The sequence below is a fragment of the Rhodococcus sp. D-6 genome (assembly GCF_040256695.1).
Taxonomy (GTDB): Bacteria; Actinomycetota; Actinomycetes; order Mycobacteriales; family Mycobacteriaceae; genus Rhodococcus; species Rhodococcus pyridinivorans.
In genome coordinates this window covers 737,205-761,991 of sequence record NZ_CP132970.1, presented here as the reverse complement: position 1 = coordinate 761,991, position 24,787 = coordinate 737,205, and the positions used below count along the sequence as shown (strand labels likewise).

At 66.9% G+C, this 24,787-nt stretch carries 22 protein-coding genes; 10 read left to right on the top strand and 12 right to left on the bottom strand.

Annotated elements, in window-relative coordinates; genetic code table 11:
* Nucleotides 1-5: 5 nt before the first annotated feature.
* The 7 genes from RBB84_RS03640 to RBB84_RS03610 all read right to left on the bottom strand — a co-directional run bounded on the left by RBB84_RS03640 (nucleotide 6) and on the right by RBB84_RS03610 (nucleotide 8,656).
* Nucleotides 6-1,043 (bottom strand): iron-siderophore ABC transporter substrate-binding protein, encoded by a 1,038-nt coding sequence (locus tag RBB84_RS03640; RefSeq protein WP_024103629.1) that lies wholly within the window; start codon nucleotides 1,041-1,043, stop codon nucleotides 6-8.
* Between the two features lie 141 nt (nucleotides 1,044-1,184).
* Nucleotides 1,185-1,970: an AraC family transcriptional regulator gene (locus RBB84_RS03635; RefSeq protein ID WP_064256645.1), complete on the bottom strand. Its 786-nt coding sequence runs from the start codon at nucleotides 1,968-1,970 to the stop codon at nucleotides 1,185-1,187.
* A 60-nt stretch (nucleotides 1,971-2,030) separates the two neighbouring features.
* Nucleotides 2,031-4,553 (bottom strand): phosphoenolpyruvate synthase, encoded by a 2,523-nt coding sequence (locus RBB84_RS03630; protein WP_350247183.1) that lies wholly within the window; start codon nucleotides 4,551-4,553, stop codon nucleotides 2,031-2,033.
* Between the two features lie 115 nt (nucleotides 4,554-4,668).
* The gene (locus RBB84_RS03625; protein WP_064256647.1) at nucleotides 4,669-5,724 is read right to left on the bottom strand and encodes an AAA family ATPase; all 1,056 of its coding nucleotides are present in this window, start codon (nucleotides 5,722-5,724) and stop codon (nucleotides 4,669-4,671) included.
* Nucleotides 5,724-6,353: a nicotinamide riboside transporter PnuC gene (gene pnuC / locus RBB84_RS03620; protein ID WP_064256648.1), complete on the bottom strand. Its 630-nt coding sequence runs from the start codon at nucleotides 6,351-6,353 to the stop codon at nucleotides 5,724-5,726. The genes RBB84_RS03625 and pnuC overlap by 1 nt, the downstream gene beginning before the upstream one ends.
* 121 nt (nucleotides 6,354-6,474) lie before the next feature.
* On the bottom strand, nucleotides 6,475-7,353 hold the full coding sequence (locus RBB84_RS03615) for a sulfurtransferase (protein WP_064256649.1): 879 nt from the start codon (nucleotides 7,351-7,353) through the stop codon (nucleotides 6,475-6,477).
* Between the two features lie 82 nt (nucleotides 7,354-7,435).
* Nucleotides 7,436-8,656 carry an MFS transporter gene (locus RBB84_RS03610; RefSeq protein ID WP_350247180.1) on the bottom strand — a complete coding sequence of 407 codons (1,221 nt, stop codon included), beginning with the start codon at nucleotides 8,654-8,656 and terminating at the stop codon, nucleotides 7,436-7,438.
* A gap of 11 nt (nucleotides 8,657-8,667) precedes the next feature.
* Between RBB84_RS03610 and RBB84_RS03605 the strand changes: the two genes are divergently transcribed.
* Nucleotides 8,668-9,333, top strand: coding sequence for an FCD domain-containing protein (locus RBB84_RS03605; protein ID WP_350247178.1), 666 nt, complete (start codon nucleotides 8,668-8,670; stop codon nucleotides 9,331-9,333).
* 9 nt (nucleotides 9,334-9,342) lie between these two features.
* Here RBB84_RS03605 and RBB84_RS03600 read toward each other — a convergent pair whose 3' ends face one another.
* Nucleotides 9,343-9,702, bottom strand: a complete 360-nt coding sequence (locus tag RBB84_RS03600; RefSeq protein WP_064256650.1) for a hypothetical protein — start codon at nucleotides 9,700-9,702, stop codon at nucleotides 9,343-9,345.
* A gap of 82 nt (nucleotides 9,703-9,784) precedes the next feature.
* Here RBB84_RS03600 and RBB84_RS03595 point away from each other — a divergent pair, with 82 nt between their 5' ends.
* The 3 genes from RBB84_RS03595 (at nucleotide 9,785) to RBB84_RS03585 (ending at nucleotide 11,991) form a co-directional block, all read left to right on the top strand.
* Nucleotides 9,785-10,336 carry a helix-turn-helix domain-containing protein gene (locus tag RBB84_RS03595; protein WP_064256651.1) on the top strand — a complete coding sequence of 184 codons (552 nt, stop codon included), beginning with the start codon at nucleotides 9,785-9,787 and terminating at the stop codon, nucleotides 10,334-10,336.
* Nucleotides 10,337-10,476: 140 nt separating this feature from the next.
* Nucleotides 10,477-10,830 carry a hypothetical protein gene (locus RBB84_RS03590; RefSeq protein WP_064256652.1) on the top strand — a complete coding sequence of 118 codons (354 nt, stop codon included), beginning with the start codon at nucleotides 10,477-10,479 and terminating at the stop codon, nucleotides 10,828-10,830.
* A gap of 171 nt (nucleotides 10,831-11,001) precedes the next feature.
* Nucleotides 11,002-11,991: a rod shape-determining protein gene (locus RBB84_RS03585; protein ID WP_064256653.1), complete on the top strand. Its 990-nt coding sequence runs from the start codon at nucleotides 11,002-11,004 to the stop codon at nucleotides 11,989-11,991.
* Nucleotides 11,992-11,995: 4 nt separating this feature from the next.
* On the opposite strand, the gene RBB84_RS03580 is transcribed toward RBB84_RS03585, so the two are convergent.
* The 3 genes from RBB84_RS03580 to RBB84_RS03570 all read right to left on the bottom strand — a co-directional run bounded on the left by RBB84_RS03580 (nucleotide 11,996) and on the right by RBB84_RS03570 (nucleotide 16,985).
* Nucleotides 11,996-14,851, bottom strand: a complete 2,856-nt coding sequence (locus RBB84_RS03580; protein WP_197481862.1) for an FtsW/RodA/SpoVE family cell cycle protein — start codon at nucleotides 14,849-14,851, stop codon at nucleotides 11,996-11,998.
* Nucleotides 14,811-15,911 carry a hypothetical protein gene (locus tag RBB84_RS03575; RefSeq protein ID WP_064256655.1) on the bottom strand — a complete coding sequence of 367 codons (1,101 nt, stop codon included), beginning with the start codon at nucleotides 15,909-15,911 and terminating at the stop codon, nucleotides 14,811-14,813. The genes RBB84_RS03580 and RBB84_RS03575 overlap by 41 nt, the downstream gene beginning before the upstream one ends.
* 336 nt (nucleotides 15,912-16,247) lie before the next feature.
* Nucleotides 16,248-16,985 (bottom strand): hypothetical protein, encoded by a 738-nt coding sequence (locus tag RBB84_RS03570; protein ID WP_231912045.1) that lies wholly within the window; start codon nucleotides 16,983-16,985, stop codon nucleotides 16,248-16,250.
* A 109-nt stretch (nucleotides 16,986-17,094) separates the two neighbouring features.
* Between RBB84_RS03570 and RBB84_RS03565 the strand changes: the two genes are divergently transcribed.
* Complete coding sequence (locus RBB84_RS03565) at nucleotides 17,095-18,639, top strand: HD domain-containing phosphohydrolase (protein ID WP_064256657.1); 1,545 nt, start codon at nucleotides 17,095-17,097, stop codon at nucleotides 18,637-18,639.
* Between the two features lie 209 nt (nucleotides 18,640-18,848).
* Here RBB84_RS03565 and RBB84_RS03560 read toward each other — a convergent pair whose 3' ends face one another.
* Nucleotides 18,849-19,214, bottom strand: a complete 366-nt coding sequence (locus RBB84_RS03560) for a VOC family protein (protein ID WP_064256673.1) — start codon at nucleotides 19,212-19,214, stop codon at nucleotides 18,849-18,851.
* A 317-nt stretch (nucleotides 19,215-19,531) separates the two neighbouring features.
* Here RBB84_RS03560 and RBB84_RS03555 point away from each other — a divergent pair, with 317 nt between their 5' ends.
* The 5 genes from RBB84_RS03555 to RBB84_RS03535 all read left to right on the top strand — a co-directional run bounded on the left by RBB84_RS03555 (nucleotide 19,532) and on the right by RBB84_RS03535 (nucleotide 24,107).
* Nucleotides 19,532-19,843 (top strand): hypothetical protein, encoded by a 312-nt coding sequence (locus tag RBB84_RS03555; RefSeq protein ID WP_350247174.1) that lies wholly within the window; start codon nucleotides 19,532-19,534, stop codon nucleotides 19,841-19,843.
* A gap of 66 nt (nucleotides 19,844-19,909) precedes the next feature.
* Complete coding sequence (locus tag RBB84_RS03550; RefSeq protein ID WP_231912046.1) at nucleotides 19,910-20,614, top strand: hypothetical protein; 705 nt, start codon at nucleotides 19,910-19,912, stop codon at nucleotides 20,612-20,614.
* Entirely contained in the window at nucleotides 20,518-21,765 is a 1,248-nt protein-coding gene (locus tag RBB84_RS03545) for a DNA/RNA non-specific endonuclease (RefSeq protein WP_231912047.1), read from the top strand. The genes RBB84_RS03550 and RBB84_RS03545 overlap by 97 nt, the downstream gene beginning before the upstream one ends.
* A 23-nt stretch (nucleotides 21,766-21,788) precedes the next feature.
* Nucleotides 21,789-22,130, top strand: a complete 342-nt coding sequence (locus RBB84_RS03540) for a hypothetical protein (RefSeq protein ID WP_350247172.1) — start codon at nucleotides 21,789-21,791, stop codon at nucleotides 22,128-22,130.
* A 105-nt stretch (nucleotides 22,131-22,235) separates the two neighbouring features.
* Nucleotides 22,236-24,107, top strand: a complete 1,872-nt coding sequence (locus tag RBB84_RS03535; RefSeq protein ID WP_350247170.1) for a M12 family metallopeptidase — start codon at nucleotides 22,236-22,238, stop codon at nucleotides 24,105-24,107.
* Nucleotides 24,108-24,787 lie beyond the last annotated feature (680 nt).

Genomic DNA, 24,787 nt, shown 5'->3' with positions numbered 1-24,787 from the left:
TGCGGTCACTCCGCGTTCGTCTTGGCGGCTGCGTCGGAGAGCAGCTGGACGTAGTCGGACAGAACCCAGGAGATCGCCAGCGGCGTCGGGTTCGCTGCGGTGCCGAGCGGGCCGGAGCCGTCGAGGAAGACGATCGAGCCGTTGCGGACGGCGGGCATCTGCGACAGCAGCGGGTCGGCCTCGAGCGCGTCGACGAGCGCCTGGTCGCCGTAGGTGACGATGATCTGCACGTCGTCGAAGACGTCGACCTGCTCGGCGCTGACCTTCTTGGAGAAGGCGTCGTCGGTGGAGGCGTCCGCGACGCTCTTCGGGGTGGCCAGTCCGAGGTCCTCGAAGAAGGCGGCGCGGGTGTCGTTGGCGGTGTAGAAGCTGACCTGGCTCAGGTCGGCGGTGTCGACGTGGGTGAGGAACATCGTCGCCTTGCCCTCGAGTTCGGGGTGGGCGGCGGCCGCGTCGGCGATCTCCTGTTCGAGGCTCGCGACGAGCTCCTCGCCCTCCTCGGCCATGCCCAGGCCGGCGCTGTTGAGCTCGATCATGTCGCGCCACGAGGTGGCCCAGGGAGCCTCCGGGTACGCGACGACGGGAGCGATCTCGCTGAGGGTCTCGTAGTCCTCCTGCGTCAGACCGGAGTAGGCGGCGAGGATGACGTCGGGGTTCGTGTCGGACACGGCCTCGAAGTCGATGCCGTCGGTCTCGTCGAACAGCACGGGGGTCTCGGCGCCGAGTTCCTCGAGACGTTCCTCGACCCACGGCAGCATGCCGTTGCCGTCGTCGTCACCGAAGTTGGCGGCTGCCATACCCACGGGTACGACGCCGAGCGCAAGCGGCACCTCGTGGTTGGCCCAGTTGACCGTGGCGACGCGTTCGGGTTTCTCGTCGAGGGTCACGGTGCCGAGCGCGTGCTCGATGGTGATCGGGTACTCGCCCGAACCGGCGGAGCCGGAGTCGGCGGTGTCCGAGGAGTCGGAGGATCCACAGGCGGTGAGACCGAGGGCGACCGCGACGGATGCGGCGGCGATCGTCAGGAGGCGCTTCGAACGCATGGAGGCAGAACTCACTCTCGTACGGGGTGCGGGCTCGGCCTCACTACCGGCGGCAGTTAGGCGAGGTTTGCCTAAACCGTAATGTTCGCCCGGATCCTGCGCAATCGCTCGATCGGGACAGCCCCTGTAGCGATCGGGACATCAGCCCACGCGGAACACCCCGGGCGTCGTGCCGGTGACCCTGCGGAAGGCCGCCCCGAACGCGCTCGCCGATCGGTAGCCCACCTGTTCGGCGACGTCGTCGACATCTGTGCCGTGGCCGAGCAGCATCACCGCCCGCTGCGCACGGACCGCCGCGACCCAGCGTCCGAGACTCAGGCCGGTCTCCGCCCGGAAGGTGCGGGTGATGGTGCGGGTGCTCACCCCGAGTTCGGCCGCCCAGTCCGAGAGCGTCCGCGGATCGCTCGGGTCCTCGGCGATCGCCTCGACGATCGGTCGCACGACCGTCGACGACGGCACCTGCACCATCAGTTCGTGCTCGGCGGGGGTGAGCACGTCGAGCACCATGCGCTCGGTCAACGACCGCGACTCGTCGCCGAGACGATCGTCCGCCAGCCGGTCGAGCAGCAGTCGCAGCAGGGACGTCATCTCCACCGCCACCGGACCGTCGGACAGCGAGGGAGCGGAGTCGATCCCGAAATGCGCGGTGCGGTACCAGGTTCCGGCGGGCAGGACACCCCAGTGCAGCAGGCCCGCCGGAATCCACAGTCCCATCGTCGAGGTGATGGTCCATGTGCGCGACCCGATGGTCGCGCTGGACGCGCCCCGGTCGTTCCACAGCAGCTCGTGCGTCGGGTGCGAATGCGGCTCGAAGCGGGTCTCGCGGGAGACGAGTTCGTCCATGCCTGCGATGACGAACGGCACGTCGATCTCGCCGGCCTCGTAGACCGGCAACGTCCTGCTCTCCGCCGCCTCGACACTCTTCACTCGGCCTCCTCCGCTGCACGACGACGACAATCCTCACACGTCGCGCTGCCGAGGCGCCGGTCAGGACAGGATCTCGACGTACCCTTCCGTGCCGTGCACGCGGATGCGCTGTCCGTCGCGGATGATGCGGGTCGCGTCCTCGACACCCACGACGGCCGGCAGCCCGTACTCGCGCGCGATGACCGCGCCGTGGGTCATCACCCCGCCGACCTCCGTGACCAGCGCGCTGACGGTGACGAACGCCGGGGTCCAGCTGGGGTCGGTGAACGTGGTGACCAGGATGTCACCGGGTTCGAGATCGGCCCGGTCCAGGTCGGTGACCACGCGGGCGCGGCCCTCCACGACACCGGTGGACACCGCGATACCGGGTAGCGCCCCGTCGGGCAGGCCGTCACGGCTGTACGCACCGGTGAGCGTCTCACCTGTCGACAGCAGCACCCGAGGCGGCGTGAGCGTGGCGAACGATGCGAACTCCCGCTTCCGCTCTGCAACGAGGTCACCGACCGGTTGTGGCGCGCGAACCACGTCCTCGAGTTCGTCGAACCGCAGGAAGAAAATGTCCTCCTCGTCGTCGATCACCCCGGCTCGGACGAGACGTTCCGCCTCCCGCAACAATGCCTGCTTGTAGACGAAGTAGCGGCCGATCATGCCGTACTTCGGATACTCCCGATATCCCGCGAAAGCGCGGACCCGGTCGACGAGCCTCTCGATCTCCCGCTCCTTCTGCTCTCCGTCGGGCAGACCCCGCACACGTTCGAGGAGTTCGCCCTTCTTCTCCTCCGCCTGGCGGCGACCATCGTCGAAACGCTGTGCCGCGGCACCGGTTTCGAAGTTGTCGAGATTGCTCACGATCATCGGGACCAGCATCGTGGGGCGCTCACCCCATCTGGGCCGGGTGATGTCGATTTCCCCGACACACCGTCTGCCGTACTTGTCGAGGAAGTCCTCGAGTGCCGCTCGTACCTGCGGTCCGCCCTTACGCGCGCCGAGTTCGTCGAGGAAGCGTGCGTCGTCGAAGCCCTCCTCGTCGACTTGCCGCAGGAACGCCACGACGTCCGGGTACGGGCGTGCGGCATCGGCGACGTCGAGCAGCGCCAACCCCATCTCCGAAGTGACGTTGTAGGGCACCGAGCGCGAGACGACGTCCGCAACGTTCTTCTCCCCCAGCCATTCCTGCCCCACCTCGTTGAGACGCTCGGCCGCTTGCATACCGGCGGCGAGCACCTCTCCGACCTGTTTACCGAACAACGACTCTTGCAGCTCGCGGATGTCGGCGCGGATGAAATCGAGCAGTGCCGAACCGGTTTCGTTCTCGATGCGACGCGCCGATTCGGCGATCGCGGCCTCGTTGCGCGCGACGAGTTCGGGCACGACGGCCGGATCGATCTCGTCCGGAACAGGCGGCAGACCGACCGGTGCGGCAGCCGGGTCGTCCGGGCGCGTCGGGACGAATCCTCGATCGAGCACGGTTCGCAGCGCGTCGCCGAAGAGCGGGTCGGAACTGCCGATCATGTCCACGATGCCCGGTCCCTGGGTGGGTGAGGCCAGCATGGGCGTGACGTCGACGAACAGCCGCCCACCCGCGTGTCGCATGGGCGCACGGCTGGTCAACTGCCACACGGAGATTCCCAACGGTTTCAGCGGATCGGTCATCATCTGCTGATGTCCGACGGACAGGTACACGTGATTGTCGTCGTCGCCGGCCTCCGGGACGGGGAACAGCGTGGTGATCGGTCGACTCTGCACGATGCGGAAGACGCCGTCGGCCAGGCACCATTCGATGTCCTGGGGTCGCCCGAAGTGCGCTTCGAGGCGCCTGCCCAACCCGACGAGTTCGACGAGGTGCGTGTCGCTCAGCACCGGTGTCTCCTGCCGTTGCGTCCGGTCCACGACCTCGTCGGCACGCACCGCGTACGCGTCGGCGTTCACCAGGCCCGACACCAGGTCGTCACCGAGTCCGGCGACCGCATCCACCCGGGACACCGTGCGGTCCGAAGTGACGGGATCGGCGGTGAACAGCACACCCGATGCCTGCGGGAACACCATCCTCTGCACGACCACGGCCATGTACACCTTCCGGTGGCCGAAACCGTTGTTCACCCGGTAGGCGACGGCACGCTCGGTGAACAACGAGGCCCAGCACCTGCTCACGTGCCGGAGAACGTCCTCGACTCCCCGGATGTCCAGGTAGCTGTCCTGTTGCCCGGCGAACGACACCGTCGGCAGGTCCTCGGCGGTCGCGCTCGAGCGCACCGCGACGGGCACGTCCTCACCGAGTTCGCGAACGTGCGCGGCGATCTCCTCCGCGATGTCACCGGGGATCGTGCACTCTTCGATCGCCGTACGGATCTGCGTGCTCAGCGCTGCGATGTCGTCGGGTTCGGCCTTCGCGAGTCGCTCGAGCAGGTCGTCGACACACGGTAGCTCGGAGAGCACCGTTCGATAGGCGTCCGTCGTCACGCAGAACCCGTCGGGCACGTCGACGTCGTCGAGGCGCCACAACTCCCCCAGGCTCGCTCCCTTGCCACCCACGATCGACACCGCCGTACGGTCGGTCTCCCGAAAATTCTGTATGTAACCCATTCCAGCTCCCCACCTGCGGCTTCAATGCTGTGTGGGCGAGTATGAACCCACTTTTCGATCCTCATGAGGGCCAAGGATCCGGTATAACGTGAGAAGGGGAAGACGAATTTCGACGCTACAGCGGCGCGCCGAACTGCGAGCCCAGCCGCAATGCCTGGTCCGCCACCAGTTCCGCCAGGTCGACCCGCTCCTCGAGACTGCCGGTGAGCATCACCCACGAGCGTCCCGTGGCAGTGAGCGCGTCGACGAACCACTCCGTCATCTCCGCGCGGATGTGTTCGCCGTCCCGGATGCCGTCCTGCACGAACGGAACCCCGTGGTGATCGGTGAGCAGGTACAACGCTCGCCGGCCGCGGACGCCGCGCCAGGCCCGTTCGCTGCTGCCGAGATAGCGTCGCTCCCACACGGTGGTTGCGAACGCGTCGGTGTCGCAGACGAGCAGCGGAGACCCTTCCCGTGCTGCCTGTTCCTCGAGTCGCGTCTGCTCGACGGCGATGTTCTTGAAATCGTCGCCGGTCCAGATGATGTCGCTCACTTCTCCGGTGCGGAGCTTGTCGTAGGTGACCTGTCGTCCGTATTCCGGCACCCAGCCGGTCCGTTCCCACACACCACCGCGATTTCGGAATCGACGCACCAACTCTCGGCTCACGGTGGTGGTGCCCGTGGATTCGGAGCCGAGGACGACGATGCGGGTCGTGAGGCCGGCACGGGCCGGTGCGTCGAGATCGTCCCAGCGCCCGGCGAGATCATTACGGCAGGCTGTGCCGGAGGCGGGATGCGCGACACGGAGCGGGTCGACGCATACGTGCGTGGCCGAGAAGCGTCGCGCGAGCTCGTCGCCGTACTTCTCGCTGGAGACCACCGCATCGACCGGAACATCGGTGACGGTGCGCGCGGCTGCTTTCATACAGGCGACCTGCGCGGCCCATACGGTGTCCGATTCCAGGTCCATCGGTGCGTCGCACGGAATTCCCGTCACGGTGACCGTCGTGTCGACGGCGTGTGATTCGCGCATCCACGACACGCGGTCACCCAGCGGAGTCGTCTCTGCTGCAGAGGACATGACGACGATGGTGACGCGTTCGGCGATTTCCGCAGCGCGCCGGACGAGGTGATGGTGACCGATGTGAGGTGGATAGAACTTCCCGATGACGAGTGCGTGCCGATACATCACTGCACCTCCACCAGTTGCCGCTCGACCGCCATGGAGCGTCGCCAGGCAACCAGGCCCCGAACGCACAGGAGCAGGAAACCTGCGTAGAGCAACGCCGTGAGCGTCAGTCCCTTGTGCAGGTAGAGCGGGATGTAGATCAGGTCGGCGACGATCCAGAGCAGCCACGACTCCCACCGCTTCTTCGCCTGCCCCCACGTCGCGAGCAACGACAGCACGGTGGTGGTCGCGTCCCAGAACGCGACGGTCGAGTTCGTCGCGACCTCCAGCAACGCTGTCAGCCCGATCACCGCAGCGACACCGACGACCGCGAGCACGCTCCACTCGGTCGTGTTCGTGCCCGTCACCGGCAGGGCATCCCCGTCCCTGCCCCGCGCCCAGTTGCTCCAACCCCACACGGCGAGCACGATGTACACGACCTGCAGTCCGGAATCGGCGTAGAGCCCGGCGGTCGCGAAGAGCAGGATCCACACGAGGTTGTTGGCGATCCCGATCGGCCAGTTGAGGATCGACTGCCGTCCCACCAGATACACGCACCACGCGCCGCTGACGAAGCCGAACACTTCGGCCCAGGTGGTGGGCGTACCGAGTGCGGTGAATGCCGTCGAGTTCAGAAATGCGATCATCATCGCCGCCTTTCGCTTGTGGCAGCGATTAGATCATGTTTGCTCTAACTGATGCAACGGTGAAACCGACTTCGGTGTTCTCGACGGCGCTATACGACGTCGAGAACACCGAAGTTTCGGAGGATCAGCGGGGGTCGGGGCCCTCCACGAGCGGCAGGGATTCGTCGGCGGTCCACGCGTTGAGCGAACCGTCGTACACCGCAACGTCCGACCGACCTGCAGCTGCGAGCGCGTGCGCAAGTCCGGAGGCCGCGATGCCGCCGCCACAGTAGGTCACCGGCTTGACGTCCGGATTCAGGGCACCCGCCTTGTCGAAGATCTCGCGCAGTTCCGCCGCCGGCTTCAAGCGTCCGGTCGACGGGTCGACGAGGTCGCCGAAGGGGATGTTGATGCTGCCGGGGATGTGTCCGCGCCGCGGGTAGGACGGGCTCTCGCCGCGGTAGGTCGCAGGATCCAGGGCGTTGATGACCAGCGTGTTCGGGTCGTCGAGCGACGCCGCGATCTCCTCCGTCGACCGCACGAGCTCGGGCCGATGCTGCGAGGTGAAGGTCGCGCCGTGCGGGACCACCTGCTCGTCGGAGAGCGGATAGCCGGCAGCCTTCCAGGCGGGCAGTCCGCCGTCGAGCACGGCGGCGTCGTCGAAGCCTTCGAGCCGCAGCTGCCACCACAGTCGCGCGGCCCAGATGCCGTTCTTCTGGTCGTACAGCACCACGCGGCGGCCTTCACCGATGCCGACCGCACCGGCGGCGGTGGCGAACCGTTCCGACGACGCCGCGGTGAACGGTTGCGGCGCTTCGTGATCGGAGAAGTCCGTGAACAGGTCGGCGTAGACCGCGCCGGGAATGTGCTCTTCCAGGTAGGTCGCCAACCCGGGTTCGATGTGCACGGACCCGTCCGGCGGCGTGCTGAGGTGCACGGTGGCGTCGACGATGACGAGGTCCTCGTCCCCCAACTGCTCGTACAGCCACTCCGCGGAGACGGTGTTCGGCTTCGTGTCGCTCATCGAGGTCCTCCTCTGCTCTCGGAATCTCCTTCCAGTAGAGCAGCCATATGACTTGGGTGGGTTCGTCCCCGCTGAGCGGTGTCTAACCCACCGAGATCGGGCGGGTGTTCCAGCTGTCCTCGACCACCCGCGGCTTGCAGGCCTGATAGGCGCCGGCCACCAGTACCGCGACGGCGACCGTCATGAAGGCGAACGAGGCCGCCCAGCCCGAGGTGAGGTCGTGGAAGACACCGAACAGCAGCGGGCCCAGGCACGCCACGGTGTAGCCGACACCCTGGGTGAATCCCGACAGGGCTGCGGATCCGGCGTGGCTGCGGGAGCGCAGATTGATGAGGGTCAGGGCCATCGGGAACGTGCTCGGCCCGAGTCCGAGCAGCACGATCCACAGGATCGGTGCGCTCATCGGCGCGATCCACAGGCCTGCGAAGGCGACGAGGAAGCACGACGCGCACGCCACGACCACGGGGAACGGATTCGTCATCCGCGCGCACAGCGACGGAGCGCCGAATGCGGAGACCAGTCCGAGCAGGGCGAACAGCCCCACCATCGCGCCTCCGAAAGCGGGGCTGGCACCGGCGTCGGCAAGGATGTCCGGGATCCACGTGAACATCGAATAGGTGACGAGCGACGTCATGCCGAACATGCCGACCATCCCCCAACCCACCGGCGACCGCCAGACCCTGCCGTCGACGTTCCGGTCGACGGGAGCCACTTCCCCGGCATCGGCATTCCGATGACGCAGCAGCACCCACACCCACGGAACGGCCGCAGCGAATCCGACGAGCGCCCACACTCCGAGCGAGACGCGCCAGCCGAAGGCGTCGGCGAGAGGAACCGCGACGAAGGCGGGCACGATTGTGCTCAGCTGCACGCCGACGATGTACACCGAGCTGACGGGTGCCAGCGTGTCGGAGAAGTAGCGCTTGACCAGAGGAGGGATGACGACGTTGCCGATGCCCATCCCACCGAGCGCGAGCCCCGACAGGAGCAGCAGCGACCAGGTGTCGGTCATGAGCGCGCGGGTCGCCATGCCCACGCCGGCCATGAGCATGGCGATCAGCGCGGTGCGTTCGAGTCCCCATCGTCGGCCGAGCGCCGGGGTGGCGAGGCCGAAGGCCGCGAACATCGCGGTCGGGATCATGCCGAAGACACCGACGACCGTGGACGAGAAGCCGATCTCCTCACTGATCTGCGCGGCGAGCGGGCTGAACGAGGTGACCGCAACTCTCAGCACGAGGGCCGACATCGCGATCGCACAGAACACCAGCAGCCGGCCACGCAGAAGACTCACACCGGAAATCATAGGATGATGGGATGACTTCGGGAAAACCTGTTCAGCGAACGAACCTGATCGAGCAGGTCACCGAGCAGTTGCGCAGTGAGATCTGCAGCGGTCGCTGGAAGGTCGGTGAGAAGATCCCCACCGAACCGCACCTGTGCGAATTCACCGGCACCGGCCGCAACACCGTCCGCGAAGCCGTGCAGGTCCTCGTCCACACCGGCATGCTCGAACGTCGCCAGGGCTCGGGCACCTACGTCCTCGCGACCTCCGACGTCACCGGCACCCTCGGCAAGTATTTCGCCACGGCCCACGAACGCGACGTGCTCGAACTGCGGCAGGCCCTCGACGTCACCGCCGCCGTCCTGGCCGCGCGCCGGCGCACCCCCGACGACGTGGCCCGGCTCGAACAGTTGCTCGCCGAGCGCAACCGATTGTTCGCCGGATCCGACATCGACGCCGCGGTGGCCGCCGACGTCGCCCTGCACCGCGGCATCGTCGAGGCCAGCCACAACGCGGTGTACCTCGAGTTCTACGACTCGCTGCTTCCGTCGATCCGCCGCACCATCGACCGGCACGTCCGCGTCACGGGCCTGGGTTTCGAACCCGAACACACCACCTTGGTCGCCGCAGTCATCGCCGGCGACGAGGACGCCACCGTGGAGGCGGCGCAGGGGCTCTTCGCGGAACTCACCGACTGACGCCGCCGCTCATCGAACCCCGGCCGAACGCAGGCCGTCCGCGAGGGTGTACGCCTCCGGAGAGCTCAGGAGAAGTTCGTCGAACTCGACGCCCGGGCCGCCCAGCGCGACGCGCAGCACCGGATGGCCTCGCTTCATGACGACCAGGCGTTTGATGCCGCGCGGGTGCCGGAAGGTGCCCACCTTCAAGAAGCCGGAGATCACCATGCCCGATCTGATGCCGAGGATCTCGGACGTCCATCCCGGAAGGACCTCCACGCCGGTGATCGCCGAGATCGGCACCTCCATCGCGGTTCGGCGGACCATGAAGGCTTCCCACCGAGAGAAGGACAGGTGGAGGGTTGCGTTGTCGTATGTCGTTTGGGCCATGACGTCGGACCTTCCGTCGACGGTAAACTGACTACAGCACTGAGAACATTATCACGGTGATAACAATGATGGGTAGGTACCGATGGCGAAGACGTCCCCGATCGCGGAAGTCGTGCTGCACCCGGTTCGACTGCGGATCGTGCAGCAACTCGGAGGACGGCAGCTGACCACGAGCGAACTCCGGTCGGCACTCCCCGACGTCACCCAGGCCACGCTCTACCGACACGTCGCAGCATTGATCGACGCCGAGATCGTCACCGTCGTCGACGAACGTCGCGTGCGCGGAACCGTCGAACGCACCCTCGCGCTCGGCGACCGCATGGCACACATCGGCCACGACGACCTCGCCGCGATGAGCGACGCCGAACTGCGCAATGCCTTCGTCACCTTCCTGGGTGCGCTCGGCGAGAGCTTCGACAAGTTCATCGGGGACGACGACCGGAGCCTGCGGGACTATCTGGGTTTCGGGACCACCCCGCTCTACGTCACGACCGACGATCTCGCGGATATCCAGAACAGGCTCGCCGACATCCTCGCCCCGTATCGCACGGATACCGGTGACGACCGGATGCGCATCACCCTGACGACCGCGGTGATACCGGTTCCTCCTGGCACCGCGTCCGAAGAGGGGTAGGGCTCGGCAGAGGAACAGACCTCAGCGGAACTCGTCGACGTGCGCGTCGGCCCACTGCGCGAAGATCGTCGTGGGCCGGCCGAAGTCGAACCGATGTCGGACGGTTACGCCTTCCCGTACCGTGTCTGCGGGAGGTAGACATGACAGTTTCCGGTACGTTGTTCCGTCTCGCAGGCCCCTTCAACTCCATGGTCATGGCAGCCGCCGGTCTACCCGTCATCGGTAGCCGGATCCGCAGCTATGTCGCACCGATCAGGTACACGGGTCGAAAATCCGGCAGGACGATCACGTTGCCGATCAGTTACCGACGTTCGGGCGACTCCGTGACGATCGGCGTCGCGATGCCCGACGAGAAGTCCTGGTGGCGCAACTTTCTCGGCGCCGGTGCTCCCATGAGCATCCAACTCGACGACGAGGAACGCACCGGCCACGCCGTCGCGACACGCGACGAACGCGGTCGCGTCGAGGTTGTGCTGCAACTCGATCCCGCCTGATCCGGTCATCCGAGACGAGCGGGGCACTCAGCGGCACAACGCGGCATATCATTCCGGTGAACAACGCGCGTAACAGAATTCGGCGGCGGTAACCTGAGCGGTACACGACATCATCACGATGCCGTTGGACACCATCCGGAAAATTTCGCTGGGATCCTCTCGGAGGCCGACGTGCGTGGATTCGGTATCGATCTCGGAACAGCCAACACCGTAGTCGGAACGCCCGACGAGGGCATAGTGCTCAACGAACCGTCGCTGATGATCGTGCGGACGAAGGAACCGCGCCGAGCGCTCGCGATCGGCAAGGAGGCGAGTGACCTCGTCGACCGCACACCCGGTGGGATCACTCCCGTCCACCCCATACGCGACGGGGTGATCGTGGATCTCGAAACGGCACGGACATTCGTCACGGCCGTGCTCGCCCAGCTCGCGCCCCGACGTCGCTACGGCATCCGGCCCGTGGGCGTCATCGCGGCTCCCGCCGGGGCCACGCCGCTCGAGCGTCGTGCGCTGCTCGAGGTGGGGCACGAGGCCGGTCTGCGGAAGGTCGGATTGATTCCCGAGCCGGTCGCCGGTGCCATCGGGTGCGGGATCGACCCGCTCGAGCCCCGAACCCATCTCGTCGTCGACATCGGCGGCGGCACTGCGGAAGTCACCGCTCTCTGCTACGGCGGTGTCCTGTCGCACCGCAGTTGCCGCATCGCCGGGGACGACCTGACGAGCGCGATCCTCCGGTATCTCCGCGCCGAACACCAGATCATCGTCGGCGAACTCACTGCCGAGCGCGCCAAGGTGGGTGCGCCCGAGACCGCCGACGAACGGTCGCTCGTGGTGGAAGGTCGCGACGCCGCGACCGGCCGCGCGCGTCTGGTGACACTCGAGACCGAAGAGATCATGGATGCGGTCCGGCCCACGACGACGAGCATCGTGCAGACGCTGTCGAGCTGCCTGGACGACCTGCCGCCGCGCGCGATCAGCGACGTGATGGCCGAAGGCATCCTGGCGATCGGCGGCGGATCGATGCTGCGCGGCGTGCCGCAACTGCTCGAGGAGGCCTTCGGCCTGCCGGTGAAGACCGCCGAGCGTCCGCTCACCTGCGTCGCCGAGGGCGCGACCTCGTGCATCGAGCACGCCGACGTGATCGCCGCCTACGCCGCCTGACCTGTCAGGGATTCGGCGTCCGGAGCTGCGCGAGGTAACGCTCGAGCAGACCTTTGACGACCGGTCCCGAGGTGGCCGATCCGAAACCGCCACCGCGCACCAGCGCTGTCACCACGACCTCCGGCGACTCGGCGGGCACGACCGCGGAGAACCAGGCGTTGAGCCCCTTGCCCGGTGCCGAGGGATCCTCTGCCGTGCCGGTCTTGGCGGCGGCCGTGACCGGCAGGCTCGCGAGCTGACCAGCAGTGCCGGCCGAGGCCGACGCCCGCATGCCGGCGCGCACCGGTTCGAGTTTGTCGGCGAACGACAACGGCCGAGGTTGCTCGGTGGGAATCGGGACCGCGTCGCCGGGTCCGTAGGCGGCAGCGAGCTTCGGGGTCACCATCTGACCCGACGCGATACCCGCCGTCCACCGCGCGACCTGGATCGGCGTGGCCGTGACGGTGCCCTGGCCGATACCCATGAGCAGGGTCGAACCCGGATACCAGGCACCTCCGATGCTCTCGACGTTGTCCGGGGTACCGAGGAAGCCTGCGGACTCGGCCGGCAGATCGATCCCCGAGGGGGCACCCGCGCCGAGCTCGGAAGCGATCTGCGCGATGCGGTAGGGACCGAGAAGGTCGGCCAGTTGGTAGAAGTAGACGTTGTCGGACCACTGGATCGCCCCGAGCAGGTTGTTCGGGCCCATCGGCTGCCAATTGGCGAAGGTGTGACCGCCGTAGGTGTAGGCCGCGCCGCCCGCCAGGAAGGCATCCGGGGACAGCACGTCGAACGCCGCGTTCGTCGACGCTGTGACGATCTTGAACGTCGACCCCGGTGGCGCTGCCGTCTGCACCGCATGGTTGAGCATGCGGCCCGGACCCGATGCCGCGGTCTGCGCCGCGATCGCGGCGAGGTCGGCCGGGGGTCCGTAGACGTTGTTGTCGTAGCCGGGAACGCTGGCCAGCGCCAGCACCGCGCCGGTGCGGGCGTCCATCACGACCGCGGCGCCGAGGTCGCCTCCGCTGGTGCGCACCGTCTGGGCGAGCGCGTCGGTCGCGGCCCGCTGCATGCCGACATCGAGATGCAACCGCAGGTCGTGGCCGCGGATCGGATCCACCCGCTCCCCCGTGCCCACCGGACGTCCTGACGGATCGACGTACACGCACTGCTTGCCGTCGACGCCGCGCAGCAACGCGTCGTACTGCCGCTCGAGCCCGGCCTTGCCGACCCGTGATCCGAGCGCGAGGGTCGGCCAGAGTTCCATGTCCTGCTCGTCCGCGATCCCGACGTACCCGAGGAGCGACGCCAGCATCTCCCCGTGCGGGTACTGTCTGCGGCCCGTCGGGTAGACGAGCACCCAGGGCAGCCGAGCGTCCACGATCGCCCGGGCCTGTTCGGGCCCGACGCGTCCGAGCACGACCTGGATGTCCCCGCCGGTACTGCTCCGCAGTTCCTCGTCGAGCTTCTCCGGGGGCATGCCGAGCAGCGCGGCGAGCTCGTAGCGCGCCGACGGGGCACCTTCGGCGAACATCCGGGCGACCACGGCGACGGTGTACTCGGCGACGTTGGTCGCGACGGGAACGCCGGTCCGGTCGAGGATCTGGCCGCGCTCGGCGGGCAGACGGATGCAGCGGAGCATCTGGGTATCGCTCGTCGCGCGGAACTCGGTGCCGTGCGCGGTCTGCATCTGCCACGCGAACACCGACATCGCGGCGAGCGAGGCCGTCAGCGTCAGCGCACCCACCGACACTCCGCGCGGCAGACGCCGCTTCTTGGGCTCGGTCACCCACAGCGGCCGGGTCACCCCGTCGCGGCGCACCGCGAGCACCAAGCCGATCGAGACGAACCCGATGATCGAGGCGGTGCCTCCGTAGCTGAAAATCGGGATCGGCATGCCGGTGTGCGGCAGCAGCGACAGGCTCTGGGCCACCGACACCACGGTGTGCAGCCCGAACACACCACCGATACCCGCTGCGACGAGCGCTGCCTCCCGAGTGCGTGCGACGCGGGCGGCGACCACGGAACGCCACACGATGATCACGACGGCCGCCACGACGGCGATGCCGGCCACCAGGCCCCACCCGTACACGAGACTCGCGAAGGCGAGGTCGTGTTCCGATTCGGGGAGATATTGCGCCCGCAGGTCGTAGTCCGGTTCGCGGCCGAGGCCCCACCACCCCGCACTGCCGATCGCGATGTCCGCCTGCCATGCGGCCCAACCCGATCCCTGCGGGTCGGCGTCGTTCGACAGGAAGACGTGGATCCGCTCGAGCTGATACGGACGCAGGAACAGTACGGCCATCGGCAGCGACGCGAGCCCGAGCGCGAACAGCGGGAACAGCGACCGCAATGGGACTCTCGCCAGGATCAGCATGAGCAGCACGGTCGCCACGAGCACCACGGCGGTCGAAAGGTCGGGTTGCAGCGCCACCAGGGCGATCGGCACCGCCGACACGATCAGGACACCGACGAACCTGCCGAGCGTGTATCCGCCGGCCAGTATCGCGGCGGGAACCATGACCAGCGCGAGCTTGGCGATCTCGGAGGGCTGCAGGGTGAACACGCCGAGATCGAGCCAGCGCTGTGCGCCCTTGGTCGCGATACCCACCAGCGGCACCGCCGCGAGCAGGACCACCGAGGCGGTGAACAGCGCCCACCCGAAACGGCTCAGAGCGGCGATCCGCATGCGCGAGGTCATCCACATCGCACCGAGCCCCACGGCGGCGAGCACGGCGTGACGCACTGCGAGCGACGACATGCCCGTCGAGATCATGTTGAGCATGCCGAGAGCGACCAGAGCGACGGACGCCGCGACGAGCCAGGGATCGGATGGGTGCCTATCCGCCGTCACGAGAGCCCCCGGGCACACAGGCGGCATTCTCGGTGGGAACGTACACCGGCTCGGACGCGGCCTCTGCAGGAACGGTGGTGGCCGCGGCGACGGCGAGCGCCGACCCGGGTGGCAGGTCGACGCTTCCGATGCCGTAGGCCTCCGGGCTTCCCGCCGGCACCGGCAGGGTGATCGCCCCGCCCGGCAGTGTCACGCCCGTACATCGGTCGTAGACGGTCAGATTCCACGTGACCGCACCGATATTCGCCGCAGGGTCGAGCCCGACGTCGACGCGGACGGTGCACGATCGTCCCGGCTCGCACGGACCGTTCGCGAAGCTCGCGGCGACCTGCGTGATCGGTCCGGCGTTCGCGGGAAGACCGGTGTCGACGGGACCCGGCACGCCCGCCTCCGGTGCCGCTTCGGGCACCGGTGGCGGTGGTGAGACCGGATCGATCCGGTCGTCCATCGACGAGTCCACCGGGTCGAGAAGGGTGTGCCAGCCCCGATTCAGCTCCGACCACGCTGCGGGAGCTACCCACGCCAGCCCGACGAGCGCGATGATCGCGACCAGCGCGATGACCGTCCGGCGTCGCGGCAGCCGTCGCTTCTTGCGATGCCACACCGTCCCGGCCGGCGGGCGACGTCGATTCGGGACGAAGGTCCTCTCTTCCGTCACGCGCGGCACGTCTGCCCGTTCCGCCGTACCGTCCACCGGACGAGCATGCCCCTTCACCACCGAGACGAGCGCGGCGATCTGCGATCGTTTCCTTCCTACCTCGGTTTCGTCGAATTCGGTTGCGGCAGCATAACGAACGCGTCTCGCCAGGCCGACGAGATCCGACGACTCGGCGATCGCCGCGTCCACCCTCTCCTCGAGCGCTTCGTTGCGGCAGTTCGTCACGATTCGGCGAAGAAGTCCGGCCGTCGCGACGCGCACCTCGTCCCAGGAGCCCGCCTTCTTGACGCAGTCGATGGTGAGCTGACCATCCTCGGACACCATCACGGCGTCGCCTCGGAGGCGGATCGGATGGTGGCCCCGGGTGTGCGCGAGTTCGAGTTGATCGACCGTATCGGTGACGAGCAGCGCGGCCTGCGCAGGCGTCAAAGTCGCTACGGCAAGCAGTCTTCCGAGTTCTACTCCGCCCCCTGCGTCGTCGTCCGTCCGTGTGGGCGGGACGGATCGAACCTCGACGGGCTCGTAGTCTCTCGCATGGATTCCCAAGACTGCTTCGATCATCGCGCATCCCGAAAACGCCAGGCCTCCCGCAGGTGTCAGCAGACCGGAGCGGGCAGGTGAATTGACCTTGAATTGCCTTTCCCACTTGACGACTCGTTACCGAAATCCATTGTGTGTCATTTGCGCAAGAGTTGCCTCGACTTTCGAACGAAACCTTGCGGCACTTCTGCCCCAGAGGCTGTTACCGCCGGGAACACCCACCGATCACTCGCCGTCCGCATACACCGTGTCGGGACGTGCCGGGTGGTGGCGCCGGGCGTCGTACGGTTCGAGCCAGACCTGCACCGTCGCGAACAATCCCCGCTGCGGGAGCCGGAAGTCGCCGAAGCGGTCCTGCTGGGTCAGTGGACCTTCCGGTCCGAGATCCACTCCACGGACGACGGCACGCTCGGTGTGCGCGGCCCACAGTTGCCGCGGGTTGGCCCGGAACCACTGCCCGTTCGGCAGGTGCCCACCGAGTCGCATCCGGCCGGCGCCGAGCACCGGTCCGGCGACGCGACCCATCGCGGCCAGCACCGTCGGACTGTGCCAGAGGGAGTCGGGCATCAGACTGCCCGCCGCGTTCATGACGGTGGTCGCCGGCGAGGTGGTCATCCGGAGGTCCCACTCCAGTTCGGTACCGACGGTCACGTGCAGGTCGGCCGGGCCGGTCCACTCGGCGCGCACGTCGGTCTGCTCGGTCCGGCTCAGCGCGCGACCGAGATAGCGCGGGCAGCTCAGTTCGGCGGGCACGTCGCTGTACACCGTCCATGTGCCGTCCGGGTCGCGGTGCCACACGGATGTGAAGCCGTCGCCGATGCTGTTGGTCGGGAATCTGCGCAGCGCGAGATAGTGGCCGCTCGCGAACGGCGCGCCGATCACGGCGTAGCCGGCGAAACGCTCTCCGGAAACCCGGGGCAGTTCGCAGGACTGCTGGGCGGCTGCGTGCGGGGTGATGGTCATGTCGTCCTCCTCGATTGCGGGTACTTCGATCCTGTGCTCGCGGCGTCCGCACGTCATGAGGCCGCTGCCTCATCTTTCGGACCGGGCATCGTGCGAGGACACTGAGTCCATGACGTCCACGGGTGACGGTCCGCGACGGGCGGAACTGGTCGCCGCGCTGTCCCTCGCCATCGATCTGGGTCTCGGTCAGCCGATGGAGCACATGCTGCGCTCGGCAGTGATCGCCACGCGCATCGCCGACCGGATGGGACTGAGCGCCGACCAGCGGGACGTCGTCTTCTACGCCAACCTGGTGGCCTGGATCGGATGCCACGCGGACTCCCACGAACTGGCTCGGATGTTCGGCGACGACATCGCGTTCCGCGCCGATACCTACGCGGTGGACATGACGGGACTCCCCTTCTTCCGCATGCTGATGGGGCACGGCGGGCGGGGACTGCCGTACGCGGAGCGTTTCCTCCACGCCACGGCCTTCCTGTTCACCGCGCGCCGGCAGGTGTCCGATCTCATCCGGTCCCACTGCGGGTCCGCAAGTGTTCTCTCCGATCGCGTCGGGCTGGACCCTCGGGTGAGCGCGATGCTGACCTTCACCTTCGAGCGCTGGGACGGTGCGGGGCTACCTTCTGGCGTTCGCGGTGACGAGATTCCTGTCGAGATGCAGATCGTGCAGTTGGCCGACGTCGCCGAGGTGTATGTGCGTCTCGGTGGGTCCGCGCAGGCGGTCGCTGTCGCTCGTGCGCGAAGCGGAACCCAGTTCGGCCCGCGCGTGGCGCAGGTGTTCGTCGACGACGTCGACGCGATCACGGCGGGTGTGCTCGAACAGGACGCGTGGTCTACGGCGCTCGCGCAGGCATCCGATCACGACTACACCCTGAGCAGACCCGAGCTGGACGAGATGTTGCGTGCGATGTCGGATTTCGTCGACCTCAAATGTCCTTATCTGTTGGGACATTCGAGACGCGTGGCGGATCTAGCAGCGGCCGCGGGCCGGCATCGCGGACTTCCGGTCGCGGAGGTCGAACTCCTCTACCGCGCGGGCCTCGTGCACGGGCTGGGACGGATAGGTGTGCCCAACCAGATCTGGGAGAAGGTCGGTCCGCTCACCACCGCGGAATGGGAGCGGGTCCGCTTGTATCCGTATCTGACCGGACGGATCCTCAGCCGCGTCGGCGGGCTGGAGCCGGTCGTCGCCGTCGCTGTGACGCACCGCGAGCGCCTCGACGGTTCCGGATATCCCGGCGGACTCCGGGCCGCCGACCTGGGCGTGACGGCGCGGATCCTCGCCGCCGCGGAGACCTATCAGCGACTACGAGAGCTTCGACCGCACCGCAAGGCACTGACGGCCGAGGCCGCGGCGGCCAGGATGTGCCGCGACGCGCAAGCAGGCCGACTCGACCCGGAAGCGGTCGAGGCCGTGCTGCTCGCAGCCGGGCACCCGACGAAGCGACGCGCGCCCTGGCCCGCGGGACTGACGGGTCGCGAAGTGGAGATCCTCAGACTCGTCGCGCTGGGGTATTCGAACCGGCAGATCGCCGACGAGCTGGGCATCGCACACAAGACGACCCGTAATCACGTCGAGCACGTGTACACCAAGCTCGACGTCCACAACCGTACGCAGGCAGGGCTCGCCGCCATCGACCTCGGTCTGAGCTGATCTGTGTGGATCCGGCCCCGCCATCCGGGGTCGAACCCACACAAATCAGTGTCCGCATCAGACGATGCGCCAGATGTATGCCGACGTGCTTCAGGACTGGGTACTTCCTCGCCTCCGCACGCGACGGCGCGACGAGCCGGAAGATCTGGTGTTCTCGACCGTCATATACGCCGTCGAGAACACCGGATCGGAACGGCGTCCTCGTCCCCTTACCGCGGATCGTCGGAATGGCTGACGATGTTGACAACCGTGCCGTCCGGTGCGCGCACGAAGAACCGTCGCACTCCCCACGGTTCCGTCGTCAGCGGATACACGATCTCGAATCCGCGATGCTGCGCCTCCTCGTAGGCCGCCTCCACCTCGTCGCCGACGTGGACGGAGATCGCCGAGTCCACGGGAGCCGATTCGTCACCACTGACCAACTGGACGACTGCACGACCGTCGGGAGTGGTGAACCGCGCGACCCATCCGAGGTTCATCTCCTCGACGCTCAGCCCCAGATAGTCCGAATAGAAGCTCCGCGCTTCCCCGATGTCCGGGACGTTGATGTTCGTGGTGATGCCGGTCGGACGCATGCGGGTCACTCCTTCGACGATCTTCGGTGGATTCGACCCTGCTCAGCGGGGTTGATTCCACACGAATCGGGGCGATGGGTCATCTCGGGTTCGAGTACACCACTACTCGCGCTTCGGGGTGTCGATCACGCCGGACTCGTGTTACCGGATGCACACTGTCCGCTCCGCAGTGCCGAACGCGCCGTCCCACCACGAATCGAGTAGCCCCTCTACTCTCGCCGGAGTGCTTGCGCGCTCGTAGTTTTCTTCTCACAGACCGCGGAGGGATCCGCGTTCCTCCAGATCGGAGTCCCGAGAATGAGTACGCAACCCGGACAGTGGCGGCTGTTGGACGAAGCCGAGGCCGCCGCACCCTCTCTGGCCGACGAATCGATGCCGGTGGCGCCGACCGTCGACAAGCCGATACAGACTCCCAGGCGTACACGGCAACCGCCTCGGAGCACTTCCTCTTCTTCTACGCGCACGGCGAAGGCGGCAGCCCGGAATGGAGCGGCCCGTTCGTCACCAATCTGCCGCAGCAGGCATTTGACTGGTGCTGGAACACCGCCAGCTCGTCGGGAACCAACCGCGGTCTCCAGAAGCTGATCGTTCCCACCACGAGCCTGGATCACACGGTCGTCTTCAGCTGATCGGCTTCCGATTCATCCACCCGACGGCGCCGCGTCATCGTCGCGTCGTATCCACAAGGATCGAACATGGCTACCAAGAACGGCAGGACCAGCCGCACACCCCGCCCCGAGAAGGACGAGCTCGCCGTTGCTCTGCGGAAGTTCATCCGCACCAAGGGCGCCGACTACCTCGATGATCCGAACGTCTCGTCGGTCGGCGTCGGATACAAACACGTGGACGGCAAGCCCACCGACGAGCTCACCGTGCAGTTCACGGTGAACGAGAAGGTATCGGAGCCCGAGGCTCTCGAAGCATTGGGCACCTCCCCGCTTCCGGAGAGCATCACGGTGAACGGTGTGGAGGTTCCGACCGATGTGATCGAGAGGTCGTACGAACCCGCATTCCGTCGCGTCCCGGAGGCAGCGACGCCGCCCCGGAAGACGCGACTGGATCCGATCGTCCCGGGTGTGAGCGTCGGGCACACGAGTGTCAGTGCCGGGACGATCGGATGCATCGTCTACGACGTCGACAGCCACACCCCGTACTTGCTCAGCAACTGGCACGTGCTGCACAACGCGACGGGTCGGGTGGGTGACACGATCGTCCAGCCCGGTCCGCACGACGACAACCGCATCGATGACAACCGGGTAGGACGACTCGTGGGTCGCACCTGGGGCCGGCCGGGGACTGTGCCGTGGCGACGATCGAGGATCGGCAGTTCGATCCGGAGATCTGTGGGCTCAGCGTGGTCCCGGACGCGATCGGGGAACCCGAACTCGGCGACAAGGTGATCAAGAGTGGTCGCACCACCGGCATCACCCACGGTCTGGTGCGTCGTGTCGACGTGATCGCCAAGATCACGTATCGAGGGGTCGGCACGAGGTCCGTCGGTGGGTTCGAGATCGGATCCGACCCGAAGCACCCTGCAGCCGACGGCGAGATCAGCAGCGGCGGCGACTCCGGAGCAGCGTGGATGTTCCGGTCCGGAACCGGCGCGGCGACCACCGTCCTGGCCGGGCTGCATTTCGCCGGCGAAGCGAACGGCAGCTCCGACGAGCACGCGCTGGCGTGCCTGCCGCAGTCCGTCTTCGAGAAACTGGGCGTGACCCTCACCCCGCCTGCGTCGGAAGCGGCGGTCGCGGCCGTCGGTTACGACCCGAACTTCCTGTCGACGCCCGTCCCCCTTCCCGAAGTGACGGCCGAGGTGAAGCCCGACATTGCGAAGGCAAACGACGGTTCCGAGGTGCTGCACTACACGCACTTCTCGCTGACGATGCGCAAGTCGCGTCGGTTCGCGGCCTGGGTGGCGTGGAACATCGACGGCGGATCCATGAAGAAGCTCAGCCGGAAGAACATCGACTTCGTCAAGGACCCACGTCTGGCTGCGGACGCCCAGGTCGGCAACGAGCTGTATCGATCGAACCGACTCGACCGTGGCCACCTTGCACGACGGGCCGACCTGCTCTGGGGCAGCACGAGCGAGGCGAAGAAGGCGAACACCGACTCGTTCTTCTACACCAACATCACCCCGCAGATGGACGACTTCAACCAGAGCGCCCGCGACGGCGTCTGGGGCAAGCTCGAGGACGCAGTCTTCGCAGACGTGGACGTCGATGATCTGAAGGTATCGGCGTTCGGCGGTCCGGTGTTCGCGGACGACGACCGCGAGTTCCGGAGGGTGAAGATCCCGCGTGAGTTCTGGAAGGTGCTCGTGTTCGTGGAAAACGGCGAGCTCGAGGCCCGAGGCTTCCTGCTGAGCCAGAACCTCGACCAGCTCGAGGTGCTCGACCTCGACGAGTTCCGGGTCTTCCAGGTGCCATTGACCGAGATCGAACAGCGCGCACTGCTGCGGTTTCCGCAGGCGTTGCGTGATGCGGATCTGCAGGTCGCGGCGGAGGCGATCACCGAACCGCTGGATTCGGTCGCAGCCATCCACTGGTGACGGCTCAGCCGATGTGAGGACGCGTGAGGCGTGTCCGCGGAGTCGTGATGATTCCGACCGATGCACCTACCACGACGGCGCGGGTCGTGGTGGAGGTCAGGGACGTGTCGTACGCGGACGGGACTGCGCCTGTGCTGGCGAGTGTCGCGATCGAGGGCGCTCCCATGTGGCCCGGTGGGCGTATCCCCTTCGTACTCGATGCACCGGAAGTACCTGCTGCAACGGCACTGTCGTTGCGTTGCCACGTCGACATCGTCGGTGACGGGACGGTCGCGGTCGGCGACCTGCTGTCGACTCGGTCGATACCGGTGCCGGTGACCGGCGACGTCGGTCCGCTCACAGCGCCGGTCGACGTGGTCACCTGACGACTCTGCGATCACAACCTCTACGGGAGAAGGCCATCGGATCCCGTATCGAACGAATCGACTCCCGACCGGGACGGTTCGCACCCCACGGAAGGAACACATCCCATGTCCATCGACGAAGCACCACTCACCCACGCCGAGGACTACGGCGACACCGGCGAGTATCAATCGGGACCGGTCGCCGGCACAGCCGTCGTCCACACCGCCGACGGTGATTGGGAAGTCCAATACGCCGACGTGGACGGCCTGGCCGTGTTCGAAGGCGACATCGTGCTGGGTACGGTCGAGGAGGTCGCAGCCCAGGCCGGTCCCGAGGGGATCGGCATCACGGGTGCTCACCTGCGCTGGCCGAACGCGACCGTCCCGTTCGAGGTCGACCCCGCATTCCCCAACGCCCAGCGCATCACAGACGCCGTGGCGCACTGGACCGCCAACACCCGAATACGGTTCGTCGCACGTGCGGGACACGCGAACTACGTTCGGTTCCGTCCGAGCACAGCGAGCCGGTCACCGGTCGGTATGCGCGGTGGACGTCAGGACATCGAGATCGCTGCCAATACTCCTGTCGGCACCGTCGTCCACGAAATGGCCCACGCGCTGGGACTGTGGCACGAGCAGAGCCGCGAGGACCGCAACACTCTCGTCGAGATCCGTTTCGCGAACATCGATCCCGCCAGTGCGCACAATTTTGACCAGCACATCACTGACGGTGACGATATCGGTGCCTACGACTTCGGTTCCGTCATGCACTATTCGGCGACGGCGTTCAGCACCAATGGGCAACCGACCATCGTGCCGCGAGTCCCGCTGCCACCCGGTGTGGTGATGGGGCAACGGAACGGCCTTTCCCGCGGCGACATCAACGCGGTGCACACGCTGTATCCGGATTGGTCGGGCATCGGTGACCGGTGGCGCAACATCGGTGGCGTCTTCCCGCCGGGGGCACCGCTGTCCGTCACGTCGCGCGGTGCCGGCAATCTCGACGCGTTCATCACGGGCAACGACGGTCGCGTCTACACGTCGTGGTGGTACCAGGGCAACGACTGGTCGGGGATCGGCGATCGGTGGCGCAACATCGGTGGCGTCTTCCCCAAGGGTGCACCGGTCACGGCGATCGCCAAGTCGTCGAACAGCATCGACCTGTTCATCACCGGCAACGACGGTCGCGTCTACACGTCCTGGTGGTACTACGGCAGCGACTGGTCGGGACTCGGCGACCGCTGGCGCTCCATCGGCGGGTTCTTCCCTCCGGGCGCACCCATCTCGGTCACTTCACGGAGCCCCGGCAACCTCGATCTGTTCGTCACCGGAAACGACGGCCGCGTCTATACCTTCTGGTGGTACCAGGGCGGCGACTGGTCCGGCATCAACAACAACTGGCGCAATATCGGCGGCGTGTTCCCGAAGGGGGCACCGGTCACCGCAATCGCCAAGTCGTCGAACAGCATCGACCTGTTCATCACCGGAAACGACGGCCGCGTCTACACCTCCTGGTGGTACCAGGGCGGCGACTGGTCCGGCATCGGCGACCGCTGGCGCTCGATCGGCGGCTTCTTCCCTCCCGGCGCACCTGTCGCGGTCACGTCGCGCAGCGCCGGCAACCTCGACGCGTTCGTCACCGGCAACGACGGTCGCGTCTACACCTCCTGGTGGTACCAGGGCGGCGACTGGTCGGGACTCAACAACACGTGGCGGAACATCGGCGGTGTCTTCCCGAGGGGTGCGCCGGTGAGCGCGGTTGCCAAGTCCCGCGACAGCATCGACCTGTTCATCTGCGGCAACGACGGTCGCGTCTACACCTCCTGGTGGTACCAAGGCGGTGATTGGTCGGGCATCGGCGACCGCTGGCGCAACATCGGCGGGGTGTTCCCGGCCGGTCGTAGGGTGACGGCGATAGCGCGTAGCCCCAAGAACCTCGACGCTGTCATCTGCGGCAACGACGGTCGGGTGTACACGTCGTGGTGGAAGGGGGCGTAACCCAGAAGGCCCGGGCCTGCCTCCGCGCCACCTGCGCCCGTGCAACTCCCGCGCGCTGAACCGAGACTCGCCTTGCGTGTAACGCGGACGCACCCCGGTTCAGCGCGTCAAGTTACGCACGTTTCAGTCTCCGCGCTGATCTTGAGAAGATCGAAATTCGAAAGGATGGGTAAACGAGGGCGGTTCTGCTGCGCACCGTGCCGCAAATAAGGGCGAGAGAGCGGCGGTTGCTACTGCTTACGCGCATCTTGTCGGTGGGCGGGCAAAGAACGGTCGGTACAACACTCGTGCCGACGAGTGTTGTACCGACGGTAACGCCCATTGCACAGACCACCCCCTGAAAACTGATGCCTCCCCGCCAAACCAGGTAAATTTTCTTAAGCGCCGTCCATCACCCCGACGTGGGCGCAATGGGTAAACCGCAGACGATCAGAGCATAAGGACGCCAGGCCCAACTCCGATTTTATCGAACGTTGCGGCGACGGCTTTTGTAGCGTTGCGGCGACGGCTTTTGTTCGGAGAGCGACAGCGTCTGGCTAAATGCTAAGCCGCAGGTATGCGAGGTCTCCGCCCCGCTCCCTGTCCCCCGACAGAATAACTGAGTGGTCGGGCAGACCATTCGTGACGCCACAGAGACTTTGCAACGGTCGAATACGCGGCCCTGGGGTTGACGACGTTGG

Excerpts from the sequence above, each read along its gene's own strand:
- RBB84_RS03565 (WP_064256657.1), top strand. The coding sequence starts at position 17,095 with ATGACGTCCACGGGTGACGGTCCGCGACGGGCGGAACTGGTCGCCGCG.
- RBB84_RS03600 (WP_064256650.1), bottom strand. The coding sequence starts at position 9,702 with ATGGCCCAAACGACATACGACAACGCAACCCTCCACCTGTCCTTCTCT.
- RBB84_RS03535 (WP_350247170.1), top strand. The coding sequence starts at position 22,236 with ATGTCCATCGACGAAGCACCACTCACCCACGCCGAGGACTACGGCGAC.
- RBB84_RS03580 (WP_197481862.1), bottom strand. The coding sequence starts at position 14,851 with ATGCCGCCTGTGTGCCCGGGGGCTCTCGTGACGGCGGATAGGCACCCA.
- RBB84_RS03590 (WP_064256652.1), top strand. The coding sequence starts at position 10,477 with ATGACAGTTTCCGGTACGTTGTTCCGTCTCGCAGGCCCCTTCAACTCC.
- RBB84_RS03640 (WP_024103629.1), bottom strand. The coding sequence starts at position 1,043 with ATGCGTTCGAAGCGCCTCCTGACGATCGCCGCCGCATCCGTCGCGGTC.
- RBB84_RS03625 (WP_064256647.1), bottom strand. The coding sequence starts at position 5,724 with ATGTATCGGCACGCACTCGTCATCGGGAAGTTCTATCCACCTCACATC.
- RBB84_RS03560 (WP_064256673.1), bottom strand. The coding sequence starts at position 19,214 with ATGCGTCCGACCGGCATCACCACGAACATCAACGTCCCGGACATCGGG.
- RBB84_RS03630 (WP_350247183.1), bottom strand. The coding sequence starts at position 4,553 with ATGGGTTACATACAGAATTTTCGGGAGACCGACCGTACGGCGGTGTCG.
- RBB84_RS03570 (WP_231912045.1), bottom strand. The coding sequence starts at position 16,985 with ATGACCATCACCCCGCACGCAGCCGCCCAGCAGTCCTGCGAACTGCCC.
- RBB84_RS03605 (WP_350247178.1), top strand. The coding sequence starts at position 8,668 with ATGACTTCGGGAAAACCTGTTCAGCGAACGAACCTGATCGAGCAGGTC.
- RBB84_RS03550 (WP_231912046.1), top strand. The coding sequence starts at position 19,910 with ATGGCTACCAAGAACGGCAGGACCAGCCGCACACCCCGCCCCGAGAAG.
- RBB84_RS03615 (WP_064256649.1), bottom strand. The coding sequence starts at position 7,353 with ATGAGCGACACGAAGCCGAACACCGTCTCCGCGGAGTGGCTGTACGAG.
- RBB84_RS03610 (WP_350247180.1), bottom strand. The coding sequence starts at position 8,656 with ATGATTTCCGGTGTGAGTCTTCTGCGTGGCCGGCTGCTGGTGTTCTGT.
- RBB84_RS03595 (WP_064256651.1), top strand. The coding sequence starts at position 9,785 with ATGGCGAAGACGTCCCCGATCGCGGAAGTCGTGCTGCACCCGGTTCGA.
- pnuC (WP_064256648.1), bottom strand. The coding sequence starts at position 6,353 with ATGATGATCGCATTTCTGAACTCGACGGCATTCACCGCACTCGGTACG.